Source organism: Kribbella sp. NPDC051718 (assembly GCF_040681515.1).
In the GTDB taxonomy this organism is placed as follows: Bacteria; Actinomycetota; Actinomycetes; order Propionibacteriales; family Kribbellaceae; genus Kribbella.
Map to the genome: position 1 here is coordinate 514,254 of NZ_JBFAYZ010000002.1, position 18,715 is coordinate 532,968.

Below are 18,715 nucleotides of genomic sequence, written 5' to 3' on the forward strand. Positions count from 1 at the left end.
GCGCGCAGCGCCGCGGCGGACTATCAGTTGGTGAGGAGAGGGAGGAGGTGGGTGAGATCGGTGCGTTCTCCGGAGGCTCGGACTTTGCCGGTCAGACGAGCTTCTGGCCAAGTGGTCCGACCGAGGGCGAGGTCTATCCAGATGTCGGCGGGCATTTCGATGACGGCGCCGGGGGTGCCTCGGGTGTGGCGGGGGCCTTCGATGCACTGGACGGCGCCGTACGGCGGTACGCGCACCTCCACCGCGTGGCCGGGCGCCTTGGCGACGAGGAGCTTCAGCAGCTCCTTCACCAGCAGTTTGAGTTCGGCCCGACCGGCGTCGCCGGCGTCGTACCGGCGCAGTGCTTCGTCCATCTCCACAGGCGCTTACGGTACGCGGTTTCGCTCACGCCCCCTTCGTACCCGATAATCGAGAAGCGCACCGAGACGCGGAAGTGAGGTCGGGATGCTCACGCCCAGGCACCAGGCGCTAGTGGCGACGCTTGCGGGGATGACCGTAGGAGTCGCCGTCTTCGGCACCGTTCTGGCGATCAACTCACGCGGCGGCGACAACCCGTCGAGCCAGGTGGTGACGAGTCAGCCGACCCAGACGCCGAAGACCGGCGACGGGTTGCAGGCCGACTCGCTCCAGTTCACGTCGCAGGCGTTCGGCGCCGACGACGCACCGGCGACCGCGGACATCCCCACCGGCTGGAAGAGCGCGACCGGCGGCACCAGACCGAAGTATGTGGATCCGACCGGCGTCTGGCAGATCCGCTTCGACACCCGCGGCAGCAAGCAGACGCCGGACGAGATGGTGGCGGCCCGCGAGAAGAGCATCGACGAGAAGGACCTCAACGTCATCAGCCGCGACGACGGCACGCTGATCTACACCTACACCGATCAGACCCGCGGCCCGCGAATGGGCCTGTCCAGCTTCCGCCCGACCGCCAACGGCGAGCGCACGCTGGTCGAGATCACCGTCGGCGGCCGCCCGCAGGACGAAGCCGGCCTGCGCGCCGTGCTGGCGAAGGCCACCGACAGCCTGCAGATCTCCGGCACCGACGTCGGCGACACCCGCCCGAACTAGCTACCTCAGCACTTGATGTCGCTGGTCGGCGGCGTGCCCTTCAGCAGGTAGGTCTCGACCGCGTCGTCGACACACTGGTTGCCCTCGTTGTAGCCGGTGTGCCCGTCGCCGTCCCGGGTGATCAGTACGCCGTTCTCCAGCTGCCCGGCGAGCCCGACCGCCCAGTCGTACGGCGTCGCCGGGTCGCGCGTCGTACCGACGACGACGATCGGCTTCGAGCCGGCCGCGGTGATCTTGTGCGGCTTGTCCTCCGGCTTCACCGGCCAGTTCGCGCACGGCAGCGAGCCCCAGAGCAGGAACGAGCCGAACCGCGGCGACGCGGCCTTGAACTTCGCCGCCTCCGCCTTGCCCTGCGCGACCGAGGTGAGATCCGGGCGGTCGATGCAGTTGACCGCGTAGATCACCTCGTTCTGGTTGTTGCCGTAGCCCTTCGGCGTACGGTCGGTGTACTCGTCGGCCAGCGCCAGCAACCGCGCGCCCTTGCCCGCGAGACCGTCGACCACCGCGTCCTCGAGCCGCGGCCAGTAGTCCTTCACGTACAGCGGGAAGATCACGCCCAGCACGACCAGCGCCTGCGTCACCTGGCGGTCGCCGTCGCCCGGCAGCGGGGTCGCGTCGCTGTCGTTGATCAGCTTGTCGACGTTCGCCAGCACTTCGGCCTTGGTACCCCCGAGCCGGCAGGACCGTTGTGCGCAGTCCTCGGCGAAGGCGTCGAGCGCGGTGTCGAAGCCCTTCGCCTGGGCCATGTTGTTCTCCTCGGACGACTTCGACGGGTCGACCGCGCCGTCGAGCACCAGCCGGCCGACGTTCTTCGGGAACAGCTCCGCGTAGGTCGCGCCGAGCAGCGTCCCGTACGACATGCCGAGGTAGTACAGCTCCTGGTCGCCGACGATTCCGCGCAGTACGTCGATGTCGCGGGCGGCGTCCTTCGTGGACACGTGCGGCAGCAGGTCGCCGGAGCGCTGCTGGCAACCGTCCGCGAGGGCCTTGGCCTGGGTGTTCAGCGCGTCGATCTCGGCGTCGTCGTCCGGGCTGCCGTCGGTGGCGATGAACTTGTCCAGCTGCTCGGTGTCCAGACACCGCACCGGCGTCGAGTCGGCGACCCCGCGCGGATCCCAGCCGATGACGTCGAACTTCCGCAGCAGCGGCGCCCCCAGCACGAACCCGGCCGAAGCCGCGAACTCCTGCCCGGACGCCCCCGGCCCGCCCGGGTTGATGAACAACGTCCCGATCCGTCCGGACCGATCCCGCGCAGGCACCTTCCGCGCCCGCAGCTCGATCGTCTTCCCGTCAGGCTTGCTGTAGTCGAGCGGCACGCTGATCGTCGCGCACTGGTTCCCCGACCCACAACGCTCCCAATCCGGCTGCTGCCCATAAAACTTCTCCAGCCCCGCCGGCACCGGCCCAGCAGGCCCCTTAGGCGCACTACTCGGCTCGCTCCCCCCACCCCCGTCAGCATCCTGCGCCCGACTAGCCACCCCACACCCCGCCACCAGCCCCGCAACCACCAACACCACAGCAGCCCGACGAATCATCACAGCGAACTATCTCCCGTACTTCCGTCCGATTCCGGCCCCGCGTTGTCACCTTCACCCTGGCTCAACCTGCGCCGCCGCCGCGGCTTACGACGGGGCCGACCGCTCTCTGGCTCCGTTTGTACCTCGGGCTCCGGCTCAGTCGTCGTCGGGCGCTCGATCAGCTCCACCGACTGCACGGGCTCGACTGCGGGAGCGTCGGGGGTGGTGGTGTCTGAGGCTTCGTACTGTTGGCGGGGGGAGCAGACGTCTGCTCGGCTGCAGGCGCAGCGGCGGCCGGAGGCGGCTAGGCGGACTACTACCGTGTCCGACGGGACGTTGTGGCCGACTACGACACCGTCGCCCGCAGGGGTTTCCACCTGCGTCCCGGTGGCTGGGGCTTTGGCGTTGAACTCCTGGTACAGCGGGTGCTCATACTTCAAGCAGCACATCAGCCGCCCACAGGCACCCGAGATCTTCAGCGGGTTCAGCGGCAGGTCCTGGTCCTTCGCCATCCGCACACTGACCGGCTCGAAGTCCTTCAGGAACGTCGCGCAACACAGATCCCGCCCACACGGCCCGATCCCACCCTGCAGCCGCGCCTCATCCCGCGCACCCACCTGGCGCAACTCGATCCGCGCCCGCAACCCACGGGCGAGATCGCGGACCAACTCCCGGAAGTCCACCCGGTGCGGCGCGGAGAAGTACACGATCACCAACTGATCGACATCCGCCCGCCGGTCCACGAAGTCGATGCCGACCACCTTCATCGGCAACCCGTGCTCCCGGATCAGCCGCTTGGCGGTCAACCGCGCATCGGCCCGCCGTTGCCGGTTCTGCTCGTCCCGGTCGAGGTCCGCAGCAGTAGCGACGCCCTCACACAGCGGCAGCCCACCGATCTCCTCGGTGACGTACTGCGGTGCCCAGACGCACTCGGCGACCTCGGGCCCGTCGTCGGTCGGGACCAGCACTTTGTCCCCGACCCGCGGTCTGTGCGAGCCGGGGTCCAGGTAGTACAGCCGCCCGTACCGCTCGAACGACACCGCCATCACCATGCCCACCGCGCCAGACTACGTGCCAAACCGCCAACTGGTGGACGCTATGGCTTCTGGCGTGCGGTTTCGTTGGAACTCCGAGGTGTCTTCGCTAGAAGTCGTTGGCGTCGCCGAAGGCCACGAAGGCCAGGATGAGCACGATGCCGAACAGGGTGATCAGGCCGCCGACGATCATGCCCACGACGGCCATCGCCGTACCGGACTCCTTCTTGGCCTTGATCTGCACCAGCGCGATGATGCCCAGGATCACGCCGATCGGCGCGGTGATCCCGACCACCAGGCCGCCCAGCCCACACACCAGCGAAGCGATCGCCAGCGCATTGGTCTTGTCCCCGCGCGCCCCCGGATACCCATACCCGTACGCCGCCGGCGCCTGCCCCGGATACTGCCCCTGCCCGTACTGCGGCTGCCCGTACTGTCCCTGGCCGTACTGCCCTTGCCCGTACTGCGGCTGCCCATACCCCGGCCCCTGCCCCAACTGCGGCGCCTGCCCGTACTGCGGCCCATACCCAGGCTGCTGCGGCTGCCCATACCCCGGCTGCCCGTACTGCGGCGCCTGCCCGTAAGGCGGCTGCTGCGCCTGCTCCGACTGCCCATACGGCGACGACTGCCCGTACTGCGGCGGCTGGCCATACTGCGATTGCTCGGGTTGCCCGTATTGAGGCTGCTCGGGTTGCCCGTACCGAGGCGGCTCGGACTGCGGTGGTTGCCCGTAGGTCGGCGGCTGCTGCGGATACTCCGCCGTCGGCGGGTCGCCGTACGTCGGCACCGGCCGCGTCACGTCGTCCTGCGGCCGGTCCGAATCCCGGTCCGGCTCGGATGGATTGCTCATTCGCTGACCCCCTAGCGCTGAGAATTGCGCATGGAGCCGGTCAACTGTTCGCCGGGCTTACCGACCATGCACAGCACGTTGCCGTCAGCAACGGCACGATCCTCCAGTACGACGTAGTAGATGTCCAGTTCGGACTGCTCGTACGCCTTGCCGACGAAGCTCTGGAAAGCGGTCGCGCACTGCTGCGTCGCCGCCGACGTCCGCTGGTCCGCGGACAGCCCGGTCAGCGTCGCCCGGACCTTCGCGTACCCCTCACCCGTGTGCGGCACCGCACAGTCCGCGATCTTCACCTGGCGCAGGGTCGCCACCTCGAGGTCGGCGTCGAAGCACTGCCGCACCTCCACCTGCGAGATGCCGGTGGTACGCCCGATGCCGGCCCGGCGTTCGCCGTACAGGTTGAGCGCGGCAGCGACCCCGAACGCGATCATCCAGCACCCACAGATCACCAGCGCGCCGATCGCCAGCCCCCGCCCGCGCCCACCCGACTTGCTGATCCGCCGGATTCCGACCAGCCCCAGCACCGCCGCGATCGGCACCAGCCCCGGCAGGCTGGTCGCGAACGCCGCGACGGCATAACGATCCAGCCGACGTTGCGCGGGTGTCGGCACGCCCTCCAGCCAGGACTCGGCCGACGGAAGCGGAGCCCGCCCGTGCTGGACCGGCCCGTGCTGGATCGGCGGGGGCGGCTGGGTCAAAGAGCATCCTTCGGGGGGTTAACGACACTGGCGGGTCCAGGTCAGCCTGGCCACCCCAACATCGCGCACACCCTCGCCTTCGTTACACGCGCGTCCGCCGCTCAGACGCGCGTCTCAGCCCTCGAACAGGGCGATCGTCATCGCTTCGAGCGCGAGCAACGGCGCGACGTTGCCCTCGATCGCCTCCCGGCAACCGGTCAGCGCGTCGATCCGGCGGACGGTCTGTTCGGGGCTGGTCCGGCCGGCCAGCCGCTGGATGTCCTGGCTCAGCTCGGCGTTGATCAGTTCTGCTCCCGCACCGGTCTGAACGACCAGAACATCGCGGTACAAGGCCATCAGGTCGACCAGCGACCGATCGAGCACGTCGCGTTCCCAGCGTTTGGCGCGCGCTTTCTGCCCGTCCTCGAGCTCCTTCAGCGCCGCGCCCGCCTCGCGCGGTTTCGCACCCTTCGTACCGACGCCGAGTGCTTGCTCTAGCTCGGTGCGCTCCTGCTCGTCGACCTTCGCGGCGCTCGCCTTGGACTCTTCCTTCGCAGCGTCGACGAGGCGCTGGGCCGCGTTCAGGCAGGCGCCGATGTCGTGCAGCTCGAACGGAACCTCGAGCACCTTGTTACGCCGGCCGCGGACGACTTCGTCCCGCGCCAGCGCCTTCGCGCGCCCAATGTGCCCCTGCGCCGCCCTCGCCGCGAAGCTGGCCAGCTCCGGCTCGATCCCGGACTTCCGGGTCAGCATCTCGGCGACCGCGGCCACCGGCGGGGTGCGCAGTACGAGCAACCGGCAGCGCGAGCGGATCGTCGGTACGACGTCCTCGACGGTCGGTGCGCAGAGCACCCAGACGGTCCGCGGGGCCGGCTCCTCGATGCTCTTCAGCAACGCGTCGGCGGCCTGGTCGGTCAGCCGGTCGGCGTCCTCGATCAACATCACCTGCCAGCGACCCTGCGTCGGGCTCATCGCGGCCCGGCGTACCAGCTCGCGGATCTCACTGACCCGGATCGACAGCATCTCGGTGCGAATCAGCGTGACGTCGGGGTGGGCGCCGTTGAGCGCCGTACGGCAAACGGCGCACTCCCCACACCCACCGTCCAAACATTGCAGCGCAGCAGCAAAAGCCCGCCCCGCGTTAGACCGCCCAGACCCTGGCGGCCCCGTGATCAGCCACGCATGAGTCATCCCAGCCGTCGCCTTACCGCCCTCACCCCGCAACCGAGCCGAAGCACCAGCAACAGCCCGCTGCAACACCTCAACAGCAGGCTCCTGCCCCACCAAGTCATCCCAAACACTCACTGCCCCACCTCCGACTGCCGCCCCGCCTCAGCCCGCGTCCCATCAGCCTCAGCCGCGGCCTGCCCCGCCGGCGCCTGCAGCATGAGGAGTAGGCGGGCCTGGATCTGGGTGGCTAGTGCGGCGCGGTCCTGGGTTGCGTCGAGTACCAGGTAGTGCTGTGGCTCGGCGGCAGCTAGCTCCAGGAATGCTGTCCGGACGCGCTCGTGGAAGTCGGCCGACTGCGCCTCGATCCGGTCCCGCTCCTCGAACCGGCCGAGCCCGCTCTTCGGCGGCAGATCCAGCAGAATCGTCAGGTTGGGCCGCAGATCATCGGTCGCCCAGCGATTCACCCGCTCGACATCGCTCAGATCCAGATCACGCCCGGACCCTTGATAAGCGAGCGCCGAATCGACGTACCGGTCAGTGATCACCACCGCACCCGACTTCAGCGCCGGCTTGATCACCGAATCGACATGCTCAGCCTTGTCCGCGGCATACAGCAGCGCCTCGGCCCGATGCGAGATCTCCCCAGTCGCCGGATCGAGCACGATCTGCCGCAACTTCTTGCCGAGATCGGTCGCCCCAGGCTCACGAGTCAGCAGCACCTGTTGCCCCTGCTCCTTCAGCCACTCGACCAGCAGCGCGGACTGCGTCGACTTACCCGCGCCCTCACCGCCCTCGAGGGCGATGAACAGCCCGGTCGTCGGGTACACCCCCGGCGTCTTCCCGAAACTGCGCCGCAGATCGCGCCAGAACGGCACCCCAGGCCGGTCATCCATCTGCTTCCAGGCAACCAGCCCGATCACCCCGGCCAGGATCGCCGCGATCAGCATCGTCATCGACGCGCCGTTGTAAGTGACCGACCCATCCCCCGGCAGATTGACCGTACGCCGACCGATCGCACCGGCCACGAACGGCGCAACCGCCAGCGTCACGGCCAGTACCGTCCGTACCGCCGACTGAACGAACGCGAACGTCCGCCCCCGCACATTGTCCGGCACCTCCAGCCCGAGCAGCGTGTATCCGGACACCCACGACGCACCAGCGCAGAAGCCAAGCACGATCGCGATCATGGTCGCGATCTCAAGCTGCTGGATCAACGCCAGCCCGGCCAGCCCGATCCCGGACCCGACCAGCCCCGCCGCGAACAACCTCCGCCGCGACAACCCGGAGAACACCCGCGGCGCAAACCCCATCCCCAGCGCCAGCCCACCGAAAACAGCGCCGAACAACACGCCGTACCCCGGATCGCCCGCGTCCAGATCCTCCACGTACGTCCGCCCGAGCCCGATCACCACAGCGCCGGCCGCAAAGGCGCCGGAGATACCGACGACGAGCCCGCGGACCACCGGCGTACCGGTCACATAGGACCAGCCCTCGACCATCGTGCGCCACAGCGTCGGGTGCTCTTCGTGGTCGTGTTGACCCGTCCGGCCGATCTCCGCGACCGAGACGATCGCCAGGCCGGAGATCAGGAAGGTGGCCGCGTTCACGTAGACGGCCAGGTTGATCGAGAAGAACTCGCCGAGACCGCGGGTGACCAGGGTGATCGCGGTGAAGATCGCGGCCGCCGGCAACGCCGTCCCGTACGTCGTGACGAGGCTGAGCTGGTTGGCCGCCTCGAGCCGGTGCCGGGGCACCAGGTTGGGGACGCTGGCGTCCTTGGCCGGCCCCCAGATCAGGCTGACGATCTCGATCAGCACGGTCGCCACCAGCACCCAGGTGAGCGTGCCGACGATCGGGATGCTGACGAAGAACGCCGCCCGGATCAGATCCCCCAGGATCATCGTCCAGCGCCGATCGAGCCGATCCGCCACCCAACCGGCCACCGGACCCATCACCAACGCCGGCAGCACCCGGAGAAACAGCACCCCACCGATCGCGAAGTTGGCCGCCTGATAATCATCCCCCGCGAACGCCTTAGCCATCGCCGTCAGCGCAAGCAACCCGATCCAGTCGCCCAGACTCGACAACCCGAACGCGATCCACAGTCGCCGGAACGCCCGGATCCGCAACACCGCGCGCAGGTCATGCGCCGGTGCAGGATCAGTCACTGGGTCATACACCTCCGGCACGCCACGAAGCCTAGTCGCCCCCGCCGACACCCTCCCACCTGCGTACACAACGACAGGAAGTCCGCGCCTTACGGGCCGGCCTCCAGGCGTGAACCTGAGCCCGGAGGCGGCCCGTCATGCACTACTTCCTGTCGTTGTGCACGGTCACCTGCTGAATTTCAGCGACAGCGAAGCTGGAGCCGTGTGCAGGGTGTAGCGATCTGGCAGGTCCGGCCCGCAGGAGTTGGAGCCGATACCTGCCTGGGCCAGGTCGATGGTGACGTAGGTGGTGTCACCGGCGACCAGGTCCGGAGCGTGCTTCGCGTTGGCCAGGTCTGCTGTCGTCCAGTCGCGCACGGTCAGGCCGAACAGGTCGGGGGCCGCCTCCACCCGCAGGGAGTCCAGCTGGGCCCACCGGGTGTCGATCCGGTGACCGTTCTCCTGGGGCCGGATGTACGGCGTCTGTAGCTGTTCGACGGTGCCGGAGTACTTGCCGACCGCCGCAGCCGCACGCGTGTCCACGTACGCCTCACTCGGCCCCGTGCCGAACCACTCAACCCGCCCAACCTTCGGCAACTCAAAGGTGATCCCCAGCCGAGGCAGAGTCGCCGGGTACTGCCCATCAGGCTCCACCGACAGATCCAGTACCACCGACCCGTCCTGCCCATGAGTCCAGCGCCAGGTAGCAACCAGCCCCCACTGCAGAGCCGGCGGCGCTGTCCGGGTAACCACTTCCCAAGCCCCATCAACCACCCCAGCAGAAACCACCCGCTGCTGCACCCGATGCAGCCCCGCCTCCTTCCACCTGTCCGCCACCCCCGGAATCACATCGTTATCAATAGGAGCCCGCCACACATCCAGCCGCAGCCCGGTGACCCCCAACGAAGCAACATCAATCCCACGCACTCCAGCAACAACATCCTCCCCAGCATCCCCCCGCGCGTGCCGCGCCTCGTCGCCTCCGGCGACCTCGGCGGAGCTAGCGGAAGAGGCAGAGCCGCCCCCAACCGCTGCGCTAACGCTTGCCGACCCGCTCGCGCTGCCAGCCCCGCTTGCACTCTGCTCACCGGCCCCCGCTACCGCCTCCTCCGGCGCCTTGGCGCCGGCGTGGCGGGCGCCGATCGGCTGGTCCAGGCGGATCTGGCCCCAGGCGATCCGGTGGCCGGCTTCGGCCCAGGGGGTGTTCTCGGTCAGCTCCGCCGTGACGGTCACCCAAGTCTCCGGCTGTACGTCGATACCGGCAGGCAGCTCGAGGGTCGCGGTCCTGCCGGCGGCGATCGGCGGTACAGAAAGCACGTCAGCGGCGACGCGCTCGCCTTCGACCTCGGTGACGGCGTGGAAGGTGAGGTGGCTGGTGTCGAGGACCTCGTGGCGGTTGGTGATGGTGATACCGGTGGAGTCGCCGGTGATGACGAGCGGCTCGATCACCTTGATGTATTCGAGCATGCCGGGCGACGGCGTACGGTCCGGGAACAGCAGGCCGTCGCAGACGAAGTTGCCGTCGTGGATCTCCTCGCCGAAGTCACCGCCGTACGCGTAGAACTCGCGCCCGTCGACCGTCGTTCGCAGCCCGTGGTCGATGAACTCCCAGATGAACCCGCCCTGACACCGCGGGTACTTCTCGAACAGCGCATGATAGTCCGACAGCCCACCCGGCCCGTTCCCCATCGCATGCCCGTACTCACACAGGATGAACGGCAGCCCCCGGTACGACGTACTGTCCGCCCCGATCCGCTCGACATCCTCCGGCGACGTGTACATCTGCGAGTAGATGTCGACGAACTCCGCATGCGTGTCCCGCTCGTAGTGCACCGGCCGCGACGGATCCCGGTCATGCGCGAACGCGTACATCGACTTGAGGTTGTCGCCCATCCCGCACTCGTTGCCCAGCGACCAGATGACGATGCTCGGGTGGTTCTTGTCCCGCTCGACCATCCGGCGCATCCGCTCGACCAGGTCGGCCTCGAAGCGCGGATCCATCACCGGGTTCGGCAGGTTCGGCGGCTGCGGTTCGTACCCGAAACCGTGCGTCTCGAGATCGCATTCGTCCACGACGTACAGGCCGTACTGGTCGCAGAGGTCGAGGAAGTGCGGGTGCGGCGGGTAGTGGCTGGTGCGGACCGCGTTGATGCCGGCCCGCTTCATGATCAGTACATCGTCGAGCATGTCCTGCTCGGTCAGCGCGCGCCCGCGATCCGGGTGGAACTCGTGCCGGTTGACGCCGTTGAAGAGCACGCGATTGCCGTTGACGGTCAGCACGCCGTCGACGATCGCCACCGTGCGGAACCCGAGCTTGAGCCGGACCACGCCGCCCGCGGTCCGGAGTACGGCGTCATAGAGACGGGGGCTCTCGGCGCTCCACGGCTCGACGCTCGGTACCGGCGTCTCGAACCCGGTCGGGAACTCGAGGCCCAGCTCCTCCACCACGACAGTGCCCGGTACGTCGGAATCGACCTTCACCGTGCCGGCGCCATCAGCGTACGTGGCGTGCACGAACACGTCGGTCGGCGCCTCCGGCCGGAGCGCGAGCAGGTTGACCTCGCGGAAGATCCCGGACAGCCACCACATGTCCTGGTCCTCGACATAACTCCCCGCCGACCACTGGTGCACCCGGACCGCGACGGTGAATTCATTGCCCGGAGCAACCAACTCGGTCAGGTCGAACTCACTCGGCAATCGCGACCCCGACGACCAGCCGACCGGCTTCCCGTCCACGAACACCGCGAACCGCGAGTCGACCCCCTCGAACCGCAGCACGATGCGGGAACCGTCCCAGTCGCCAGGAACACGCACGGTACGCACGTAGTCGCCGGTCGGATTGGCCGTCGGCGCATGCGGCGGGTCGACCGGGAACGGGTAGTCGATATTCGTGTACGCCGGTTTGCCATACCCGGCGAGCTGCCAGTGCCCCGGCACCACGATGGTGTCCCAGCCGGACACGTCCGGATCCTTCAGGTCGTCCGGCGCCTCGGCCACGCTCGGCGAGAGCCGGAAACTCCACTCCCCACCGAGCCCCACCCGCGCGGAATCGTCATCCAGCCAGGCTCGCGGAGCCAACACACCCGCACCCGAGGCAAAGTCTTCGACATAACTGTGGTCGTAGGTCACAGACATCGACCCTACGACCGATCTGTTCACAAATCCACACCGATGAACAGATATGGACAGACATTCACCGACTTTGTCAGGGCAAGCGAACCGGCTCCAGCCCCAGCCAGCGGGCCATCAGCTCCAGCTCCGCGACCAGCGGCTCGATGAAATCGGGTGCACCGGGCTCGGCGGTGATGGTGGGGACGAGCAAGGTGGAGGTCTTACGATCCGCCTTCAGATCGACCCGAGCGACGAGGCGGTCACCGAGGAGGAACGGGAGCACGTAGTACCCGTGGATGCGCTGGGCGGCCGGCGTGTAGATGCTGATCCGGTAGAAGAAGTCGAACAGCTGCTGGGTGCGGTCGCGGTTCCAGATCAGCGTGTCGAACGGCGAGAGCAGCGCGCGTGCATCCACCGGCCGGTCGTCGGCAGCCTGGGACAGGTAACTCTGCTGCTTGACTCCTTCGACGCTCACCGGAATGAGCTCACCGGCCTCCACCAACTCGGCGACAATCCGCTTGGCAGTTGCTGCAGGCAACGGATAATGCCCACCCGTCTTGCCACACAGCTCCCGCGCCGTCGCCACCCCGAGCGATCGCGCCGAGATCCGCACCAACTCACGCTGCGCCTCATCGACGGCGAGCTCGGGCGCACGCAGTACCGCATCAGGCAGCACCCGCTCAGTGAGGTCATACACCCGCTCGAAATTCCGCCGCCCAGCGATCATCACCTGCCCGGACGCAAACAAGTACTCAACCGCAATCTTCGCGTCCTGCCAATTCCACATCGACCCCGTCGACGGATCCGGATCCGGATCGGCCTTCTTCCGCCGTACCTCCCCCGCGCCCACCTCCCCCGCCGTCATCCCCCCTTCATCCGCGATCCGCGCCAACACCTCCCCCACCAACCCCGGCCGCTCCTTCCGCAGCCGCTCCATCCCCACCACCACCGCCCACGGCACCGACACCCCCGCCGCCAGCGCCTCCCCCCAAACCTGCCCCTCAGCCGCCCGCATCCGCCACCGCACCAACGGATAGCTGCTGACCGGCAACAAGCTCGCCTTGTGCCCCCAGAAGCACTCGAACAGCTCCGGCTCATCCCCCCAGGCCATCCGATCCAGCGTCGGCCGCTCGTACCGCCCCAGCCGACTGAACACCGGCAGATAGTGCGACCGACACAACACATTGACCGAGTCGAGCTGCAGCACACCGACCCGCCCCACCACCCGCCGAACCTGCCGCACATCAACCCGCCGCGGCCGCGCCTCCCCAAACCCCTGCGCAACCAGCGCAATCCGCCGCGCACTGTGGCGTGAGACCGAATCCCCAACCACCACCATCAGCCGAGCCTATCGTCCCGCCCTGCCGCGCTCTCTCAACCACCGAAGAGATACCCGTAGCGAACCCCTTCATCACCCGCTAGCGTCTGCGCCAAGGAGCACTGCGGCGTCGTACGGGACGGCCTACGGCGACCAGCGGTACTCCTGGCCGGAGGACGCTGATGCCCACACTCTTCGAATTCGCCGGCGGCCTCGAGGCCCTCCACCGCCTGGAGCAGACCTTCTACGACAGCGTCCTCCGCGACCCCCTCCTGCAACCGCTGTTCGGCACCGGCCAGCCCCAGCACGTCGACCACCTGACCGCCTTCACCGCCGAATCCTTCGGCGGCCCGGACCGCTTCTCCCGCGAACTAGGTTTCGCCCACCTGATCGCAATCCACCGCGGCCTACACATCACCGAGCAACAACGCCAACGCTTCGTAGACCTCTACATGACCGCCCTGGACACAGCCGAAATGCCCCAAGACCCAGCCGTCCGCCAAGCAGTCCGCGAACACGTCGATTTCGGCTCCCAAGTAGCCCTACAAAACTCCAACGCCACAACAGAAGCCGACCTACACCCCCTCCACGAAGTCCCCCACTGGACCTGGCCCGGCGACAACAGCCCCACCCCTGACAACTGACAGGCGCCAACGGCAGCCCTCAACCGAGGATCAACCGCTCCCGCGCGTGACGGTGGCGGATACCCCCATCCCCAGGCACGAGGTGACGCCCAGCGTCACGAGCTGACGACACGCCTCTCCTGCAACGGATCTGCCGGTACGCCGGTACGCCCGAAGTACCCGCGCTGGGCCACTGGCCTCTACGGACGCTCCGCTTGTAGCCCCGCGAGTAGCCACCTGTAGCACGCGACGGGGAGTCTCCGACAGTCCGTAGCCCTCCAGGCCGGTCCCCAGCTAACGCCGGCTACCCACCACCATCCCTGGGTGCGAGGTGACGCGAAGCGTCACGAGCCGGGCGCGATCTGCTGGCAACTGAAGGAATCGGCGGACCGCCACGCATACCTAACCAGCGCGAACCGTCCCGACACGCCGGGGTAACCGCTTGCCTGTGAAGTTTGGCATGCGCCTACGAACCGGCCATTGCCCTCGGCAACCAACCGGGCGCCATCCCGGAGGTGGGGTGCGCCGCGGGCAGCTCGGCCGTCAGCCAACGGCGGGGCTACCCCGCCACCTTCTCGGGGCGCGAGGTGACGCCAAGCGTCACGAGCCCGAAGTTAGCTGCTGCAGTCCTTGCAGAGGCCGACTAGTGCGACCTGTTCGGGGGCTAGGTGGAAGCCGAGTTCTCGGAGGAGTTTGCGGCGGACTGGGTCGAGGATGTCGCCGGCTACGTCCAGGACCGTGCCGCATTCGCTGCAGCGGAGGTGTAGGTGGCGGGGCGCGAGGTCCCCGGCCAGGTGGTACGTGGTGCCGGCTCGGCCCAGGTGTACGTGGGTGACCAGGCCGAACTCGCCGAGGGCGTCTAGCGCGCGGTAGACCGTCGCCCGGTGGATGCCGGGGCGCAGCTGCTCGGCCCGTTCGCCGATCTGCTCTGCGCTGAGGTGTTCGTCAGTGCCGGCGAGTACTTCGACTACGGCGAGCCGGGCCGGGGTCACGCGTTCGCCTCGTTCACGGAGGCGTGCCGCGGTGACCTCGGCCGGGCCCTTCGCAGTACTGGGCATCAGGCCTTCTTAGCGGCCGTCTTCTTGGCAGCAGTGGTCTTCTTGGCTGCAGTCTTCTTAGCCGCTGTCTTCTTGGCTGCAGTCTTCTTAGCCGCTGTCTTCTTAGCAGCAGTCTTCTTCGCCGGAGCCTTCTTGGCGGTCTTCTTCACCGGCCCACGCGCCCGCTTGTCGGCGAGCAGCTCAGCCGCCCGCAGCAGCGAGATCGTGTCGACCGAGTCGTCCTTGCGCAGGGTCGCGTTGGTCTCGCCATCGGTCACGTACGGCCCGAAGCGACCCTCCTTGACCACCACCGGCTGCCCCGACTCCGGGTCCGCCCCCAGCTCCTTCAGCGGCGGCGCGGCAGCACGCCGTCCACGCTGCTTCGGCTCGGAGTAGATCTTCAGCGCTTCCTCGAGGGTGATGTCGAACATCTGGTCCTCGGTCTGCAGCGACCGCGAGTCCGTCCCCTTCTTCAGGTACGGCCCGTAGCGCCCGTTCTGCGCGGTGATCTCATCCCCGGACTCCGGGTCCTTGCCGACGACCCGGGGCAGCGACAGCAGCTTCAGCGCATCCGCCAGCGTCACCGTGTCCAGCGCCATCGTCGACAGCAGCGACCCGGTTCGCGGCTTCGCGCTCTTCGGCGCGTCCTCCGGCAGTACCTCGGTCACGTACGGCCCGAAGCGCCCGGCCTTGGCCACAACTTTCAGCCCGGTATCCGGCGTCGTACCAAGCTCCAGCTCGACACCCGAAGGCTGCGACAGCAACTCCCGCGCCTTCTCGACCGTCAGCTCATCCGGCGGCAGGTCCTCGGGCACGTTGGCCCGCGTCTCCTCCGGCCCCTCGACATACGGCCCATAACGACCGACCCGTACGACGATCCCGCTGTCCGCGTCGCCGACCGGGAACGTCGACATCTCTCTGGCATCGATGTCGCCCAGATCGCTGACCATGGACTGCAGGCCTTCGATCCCGTCGTCACCGAAGTAGAAGCGCCCGAGCACGCCCTCGCGCTGCAGGTTCCCGGCGGCGACGTCGTCCAGCACGTCCTCCATCGAGGCCGTGAACGCATAGTCGACGAGCCGCGTGAAGTGCTGCTCGAGCAACCGCACGACAGCAAACGCCAGCCAGGCCGGCACCAGCGCCGTGCCCTTCTTGTACACATAACCTCGCGCCTGGATCGTCCCCAGGATCGACGCGTACGTCGACGGCCGGCCGATCTCGCGGTCTTCCAGCTGCGCGATCAGCGTCGCTTCGGTGAACCGCGCCGGCGGCTTCGTCTCGTGCCCCGAAGCGAGCACCTCGGTGGCCGGCAGCACGTCGCCCTCGGACACGTCCGGGATCTGCGTCTCGCGGTCGTCGGTCTCGGCGGACGGGTCGTCCGCGCCCTCGACGTACGCCTTCAGGAAGCCGTGGAAGGTGATCACCCGGCCGGACGAGGTGAATTCGCAGTTCTCGCCCGACGACGCGCGAGCGTCGATCTTGATCGAGACGCTGTTCCCGGCCGCGTCCTTCATCTGCGACGCGATCGTCCGCATCCAGATCAGTTCGTACAGCCGGTACTCCGCGCCGCTCAGCCCCGTCTGGGCCGGCGTCTGGAAGTGCTCGCCGGCCGGCCGGATCGCCTCGTGCGCCTCCTGCGCGTTCTTCACCTTGGAGGTGTAGACGCGCGGCTTGTCCGGCAGGTACGACGCGCCGTACAGCTCGCGGACCTGCGCCCGGGCCGCCGTGATCGCGGTGTCCGACAGCGTCACGCTGTCGGTACGCATATAGGTGATGTTGCCGTTCTCGTACAGCCGCTGCGCGATCTGCATCGTCTGCGAGGCGGACATGTTGAGCTTGCGCCCGGCCTCCTGCTGCAGCGTGGTGGTCCGGAACGGCGCGTACGGCTTGCGGGTGTACGGCTTGGACTCGATCGAGCGGACCGTGAAGTTCGAGTCCCGCAGCGCCGCGGCCAGCGCGGTGGCGGTCGACTCGTCCAGGTGGACCGTGTTCTGGCTCTTCAGCTCACCCGTCGGGGCGAAGTCGCGGCCCTGGGCCACCCGCCGGCTGTCCACCGAGACGAGCCGGGAGGGGAAGATCCGCGGGGTCTTGCCCTCGCCCGCGTCGAGCTTGGCGTCCAGGTCCCAGTACGACGCGCTGCGGAACGCGATGCGCTCCCGCTCGCGGTCGACCACCATCCGGATCGCCACCGACTGGACCCGGCCCGCCGACAGCTTCGGCATGACCTTCTTCCAGAGCACCGGCGAGACCTCGTAGCCGTACAGCCGGTCCAGGATCCGCCGGGCCTCCTGGGCGTCGACGAGCGCGTCGTTGATCTGCCGCGCGCTGCCGACCGCGTCCTGAATCGCCTTCGGCGTGATCTCGTGGAAGACCATCCGCTTGACCGGGATCTTCGGCTTCAGCTCGTCCAGCAGGTGCCACGCGATGGCCTCGCCCTCGCGGTCCTCATCGGTGGCCAGGTAGAGCTCGTCGGCGTCCTTCAGCAGGTCCTTCAGCTTGCGGATCTGCGCCTTCTTGTCCGCCGGTACGACGTACAGCGGGTCGAAGTGGTCCTCGATGTTGACCCCGAGGCGCGCCCACGGCAGGCCCTTGTACTTCGCCGGGATCTCGTCGGCGCCCTTGGGCAGGTCGCGGATGTGGCCGAAGCTCGACTCCACCACGTATCCGGCGCCCAGGAAGCCGGCGATCATCCGCGCCTTCTTCGGCGACTCGACGATCACCAGGCGGCGCTGACCACCGGCAGCCGTCGACGACTTGCCGGACGATGTCTTCGTGCCTGTTGCCCCTGCCACTGCGCTCCTTGCCTGTCAACGCTCCACTTGTGCCCTCAAACGCCTGCGGCCGGACAACTTGTTCCCCCGAACACAAACCGACCCGTCCACGGACAGAGTACGGCCGACAGCAACGCATTTCTCAACGCACGGTAACCGCTCGGGGCGCCATCGGCCTCATCAGGGTTTCAGAAACCGACCGAAAAACCCGGCTAGCGCATGTCGCGTGAAGGCGACGGACACCTCGGGAGAGACCGTACCGAGGTCCTCCGACAGTACGGACGGGTCGATACCTGACGCGCGCGCGAGGCCGGGCATGGTGAACTGATAGTCACCGAACGATCCATGCCCGCCGTCAGGCAGCCGCAACTCCTGCTTCCAGCCGCGCTGAACCGTCCAGAAGCTGGACCAGGTCGGGTCCGTACTCCGGGAATGCGCCCCACCGCCGACCAGCAGGAACGGCCGGTCGAGCCCCCGCCGGCTCACCTCGCTCGACCGCTCCCCGTCCCGCATCCCACCGTCCAGGTTCACCCCGGCGTCGATCCGGCGGTCCACCAGCATCGCCGAGGCAGCCGTCGAGCCGCCCATCGAGTACCCGTACATCCCGATCCGGCTCAGGTCCATCGCGTGGCTCAGCCGGCGCGGCAGCCCCGGCAGCGAGTCGAGGACGAATCTCACATCCGCCACCCGCGTGTCCGTGGCCTTCTTCACAGCTCCGGGCGCGGTCCACGGCAGCAGCGCACCCACCACCCGGCCGCCCGGGAACTCGACCGGCGCCTCCCCGGTGTGGTCGATGGTCACCACTATGTAGCCCCGGCTGGCCAGCTCCTCAGCCTGGTTCGTACCGATCACCCGGGAGACGGCCGACGGGGGTGAATAGAGCAGTACCGGGTGCCGGCCGCAGGGCTTGGCGTGGCGCCGGGCGTGCGTAGTACTGCCGCCCAGGTCGACGGTGTCGCCGGGCAGCCGCAGAAGAGAGGCCATCTCGGCGCCGAGAGCCGGGGCGACGGCCGGCTCGGCGTACGGGGCGAACTGCCGGTGGATGCCTCGAGTCGGGTACCAGACGCTGACCATCAACTCCCGCCGCTTCCCCGGCCGCCACGGGTCCGCCCGCCGGGCATCCACCAGGTGCACCTCCCTGGTGCCGATCCCGTACGGCCCGGTCGGCTCCGGCAGTACCGCCCTGTACGGCGCGACTGCCCCGGCCACCGGAGCCGCAGCAGCCACCGGCGGGCTGATGCGGGTGGCTAGGGGTACTGCGAGGGGTACGGCGAGCGCTGCGAAGGTGGTCGCAAGGACGGTTGCGATGATTCGGCGCTGGATCATGCCCTCCAGCCAATCCCAGCAACCGCCTCAGCGAATCGTCCTTAGGCGTGATCTCCAGGTCATCCCTAG

General features: G+C 68.2%; 14 protein-coding genes. 2 read left to right on the top strand and 12 right to left on the bottom strand.

From position 1 onward, the window contains the following. Positions 1-23 precede the first annotated feature (23 nt). Entirely contained in the window at positions 24-353 is a 330-nt protein-coding gene (locus AB0M15_RS09095; protein WP_363816575.1) for a sterol carrier family protein, read from the bottom strand. A 136-nt stretch (positions 354-489) separates the two neighbouring features. Here AB0M15_RS09095 and AB0M15_RS09100 point away from each other — a divergent pair, with 136 nt between their 5' ends. Further along, positions 490-1,068, top strand: coding sequence for a hypothetical protein (locus AB0M15_RS09100; RefSeq protein WP_363815597.1), 579 nt, complete (start codon positions 490-492; stop codon positions 1,066-1,068). A 5-nt stretch (positions 1,069-1,073) separates the two neighbouring features. On the opposite strand, the gene AB0M15_RS09105 is transcribed toward AB0M15_RS09100, so the two are convergent. From AB0M15_RS09105 to AB0M15_RS09140, 8 genes are all read right to left on the bottom strand, one after another. After that, complete coding sequence (locus AB0M15_RS09105; protein ID WP_363815599.1) at positions 1,074-2,468, bottom strand: alpha/beta hydrolase; 1,395 nt, start codon at positions 2,466-2,468, stop codon at positions 1,074-1,076. 134 nt (positions 2,469-2,602) lie between these two features. Further along, the gene (gene ricT / locus AB0M15_RS09110) at positions 2,603-3,637 is read right to left on the bottom strand and encodes a regulatory iron-sulfur-containing complex subunit RicT (RefSeq protein ID WP_363816577.1); all 1,035 of its coding nucleotides are present in this window, start codon (positions 3,635-3,637) and stop codon (positions 2,603-2,605) included. Between the two features lie 91 nt (positions 3,638-3,728). Beyond that, positions 3,729-4,469: a DUF4190 domain-containing protein gene (locus tag AB0M15_RS09115; RefSeq protein WP_363815601.1), complete on the bottom strand. Its 741-nt coding sequence runs from the start codon at positions 4,467-4,469 to the stop codon at positions 3,729-3,731. An 11-nt stretch (positions 4,470-4,480) separates the two neighbouring features. Further along, positions 4,481-5,164, bottom strand: a complete 684-nt coding sequence (locus AB0M15_RS09120) for a DUF4190 domain-containing protein (RefSeq protein ID WP_363815602.1) — start codon at positions 5,162-5,164, stop codon at positions 4,481-4,483. Positions 5,165-5,278: 114 nt separating this feature from the next. Then, on the bottom strand, positions 5,279-6,448 hold the full coding sequence (locus AB0M15_RS09125; RefSeq protein WP_363815604.1) for a DNA polymerase III subunit delta': 1,170 nt from the start codon (positions 6,446-6,448) through the stop codon (positions 5,279-5,281). Continuing rightward, positions 6,445-8,481: a dTMP kinase gene (tmk, locus tag AB0M15_RS09130; protein WP_363815606.1), complete on the bottom strand. Its 2,037-nt coding sequence runs from the start codon at positions 8,479-8,481 to the stop codon at positions 6,445-6,447. The genes AB0M15_RS09125 and tmk overlap by 4 nt, the downstream gene beginning before the upstream one ends. Before the next feature lie 165 nt (positions 8,482-8,646). Next, on the bottom strand, positions 8,647-11,595 hold the full coding sequence (locus AB0M15_RS09135; protein ID WP_363815608.1) for a glycoside hydrolase family 2 TIM barrel-domain containing protein: 2,949 nt from the start codon (positions 11,593-11,595) through the stop codon (positions 8,647-8,649). A gap of 70 nt (positions 11,596-11,665) precedes the next feature. Then, positions 11,666-12,910 carry a crosslink repair DNA glycosylase YcaQ family protein gene (locus tag AB0M15_RS09140; protein ID WP_363815610.1) on the bottom strand — a complete coding sequence of 415 codons (1,245 nt, stop codon included), beginning with the start codon at positions 12,908-12,910 and terminating at the stop codon, positions 11,666-11,668. Positions 12,911-13,071: 161 nt separating this feature from the next. On the opposite strand from AB0M15_RS09140, the gene AB0M15_RS09145 reads away from it, so the two are divergent. Further along, positions 13,072-13,533: a group II truncated hemoglobin gene (locus tag AB0M15_RS09145; protein ID WP_363815612.1), complete on the top strand. Its 462-nt coding sequence runs from the start codon at positions 13,072-13,074 to the stop codon at positions 13,531-13,533. A gap of 593 nt (positions 13,534-14,126) precedes the next feature. On the opposite strand, the gene AB0M15_RS09150 is transcribed toward AB0M15_RS09145, so the two are convergent. The 3 genes from AB0M15_RS09150 to AB0M15_RS09160 form a co-directional block, all read right to left on the bottom strand. After that, complete coding sequence (locus AB0M15_RS09150) at positions 14,127-14,570, bottom strand: Fur family transcriptional regulator (RefSeq protein WP_363815614.1); 444 nt, start codon at positions 14,568-14,570, stop codon at positions 14,127-14,129. After that, positions 14,570-17,269: a type I DNA topoisomerase gene (gene topA / locus AB0M15_RS09155; RefSeq protein WP_363816579.1), complete on the bottom strand. Its 2,700-nt coding sequence runs from the start codon at positions 17,267-17,269 to the stop codon at positions 14,570-14,572. Before topA ends, AB0M15_RS09150 begins: the two co-directional genes overlap by 1 nt. A 231-nt stretch (positions 17,270-17,500) precedes the next feature. Then, positions 17,501-18,646: a hypothetical protein gene (locus AB0M15_RS09160; RefSeq protein ID WP_363815616.1), complete on the bottom strand. Its 1,146-nt coding sequence runs from the start codon at positions 18,644-18,646 to the stop codon at positions 17,501-17,503. Positions 18,647-18,715 lie beyond the last annotated feature (69 nt).

Bases quoted from the DNA above. Each gene is read 5' to 3' on its own strand.
- AB0M15_RS09095 (WP_363816575.1), bottom strand. From the start codon at position 353: ATGGACGAAGCACTGCGCCGGTACGACGCCGGCGACGCCGGTCGGGCC.
- AB0M15_RS09100 (WP_363815597.1), top strand. From the start codon at position 490: ATGACCGTAGGAGTCGCCGTCTTCGGCACCGTTCTGGCGATCAACTCA.
- ricT (WP_363816577.1), bottom strand. From the start codon at position 3,637: ATGGTGATGGCGGTGTCGTTCGAGCGGTACGGGCGGCTGTACTACCTG.
- AB0M15_RS09115 (WP_363815601.1), bottom strand. From the start codon at position 4,469: ATGAGCAATCCATCCGAGCCGGACCGGGATTCGGACCGGCCGCAGGAC.
- AB0M15_RS09135 (WP_363815608.1), bottom strand. From the start codon at position 11,595: ATGTCTGTGACCTACGACCACAGTTATGTCGAAGACTTTGCCTCGGGT.
- AB0M15_RS09140 (WP_363815610.1), bottom strand. From the start codon at position 12,910: ATGGTGGTGGTTGGGGATTCGGTCTCACGCCACAGTGCGCGGCGGATT.
- AB0M15_RS09145 (WP_363815612.1), top strand. From the start codon at position 13,072: ATGCCCACACTCTTCGAATTCGCCGGCGGCCTCGAGGCCCTCCACCGC.
- AB0M15_RS09150 (WP_363815614.1), bottom strand. From the start codon at position 14,570: ATGCCCAGTACTGCGAAGGGCCCGGCCGAGGTCACCGCGGCACGCCTC.
- AB0M15_RS09160 (WP_363815616.1), bottom strand. From the start codon at position 18,646: ATGATCCAGCGCCGAATCATCGCAACCGTCCTTGCGACCACCTTCGCA.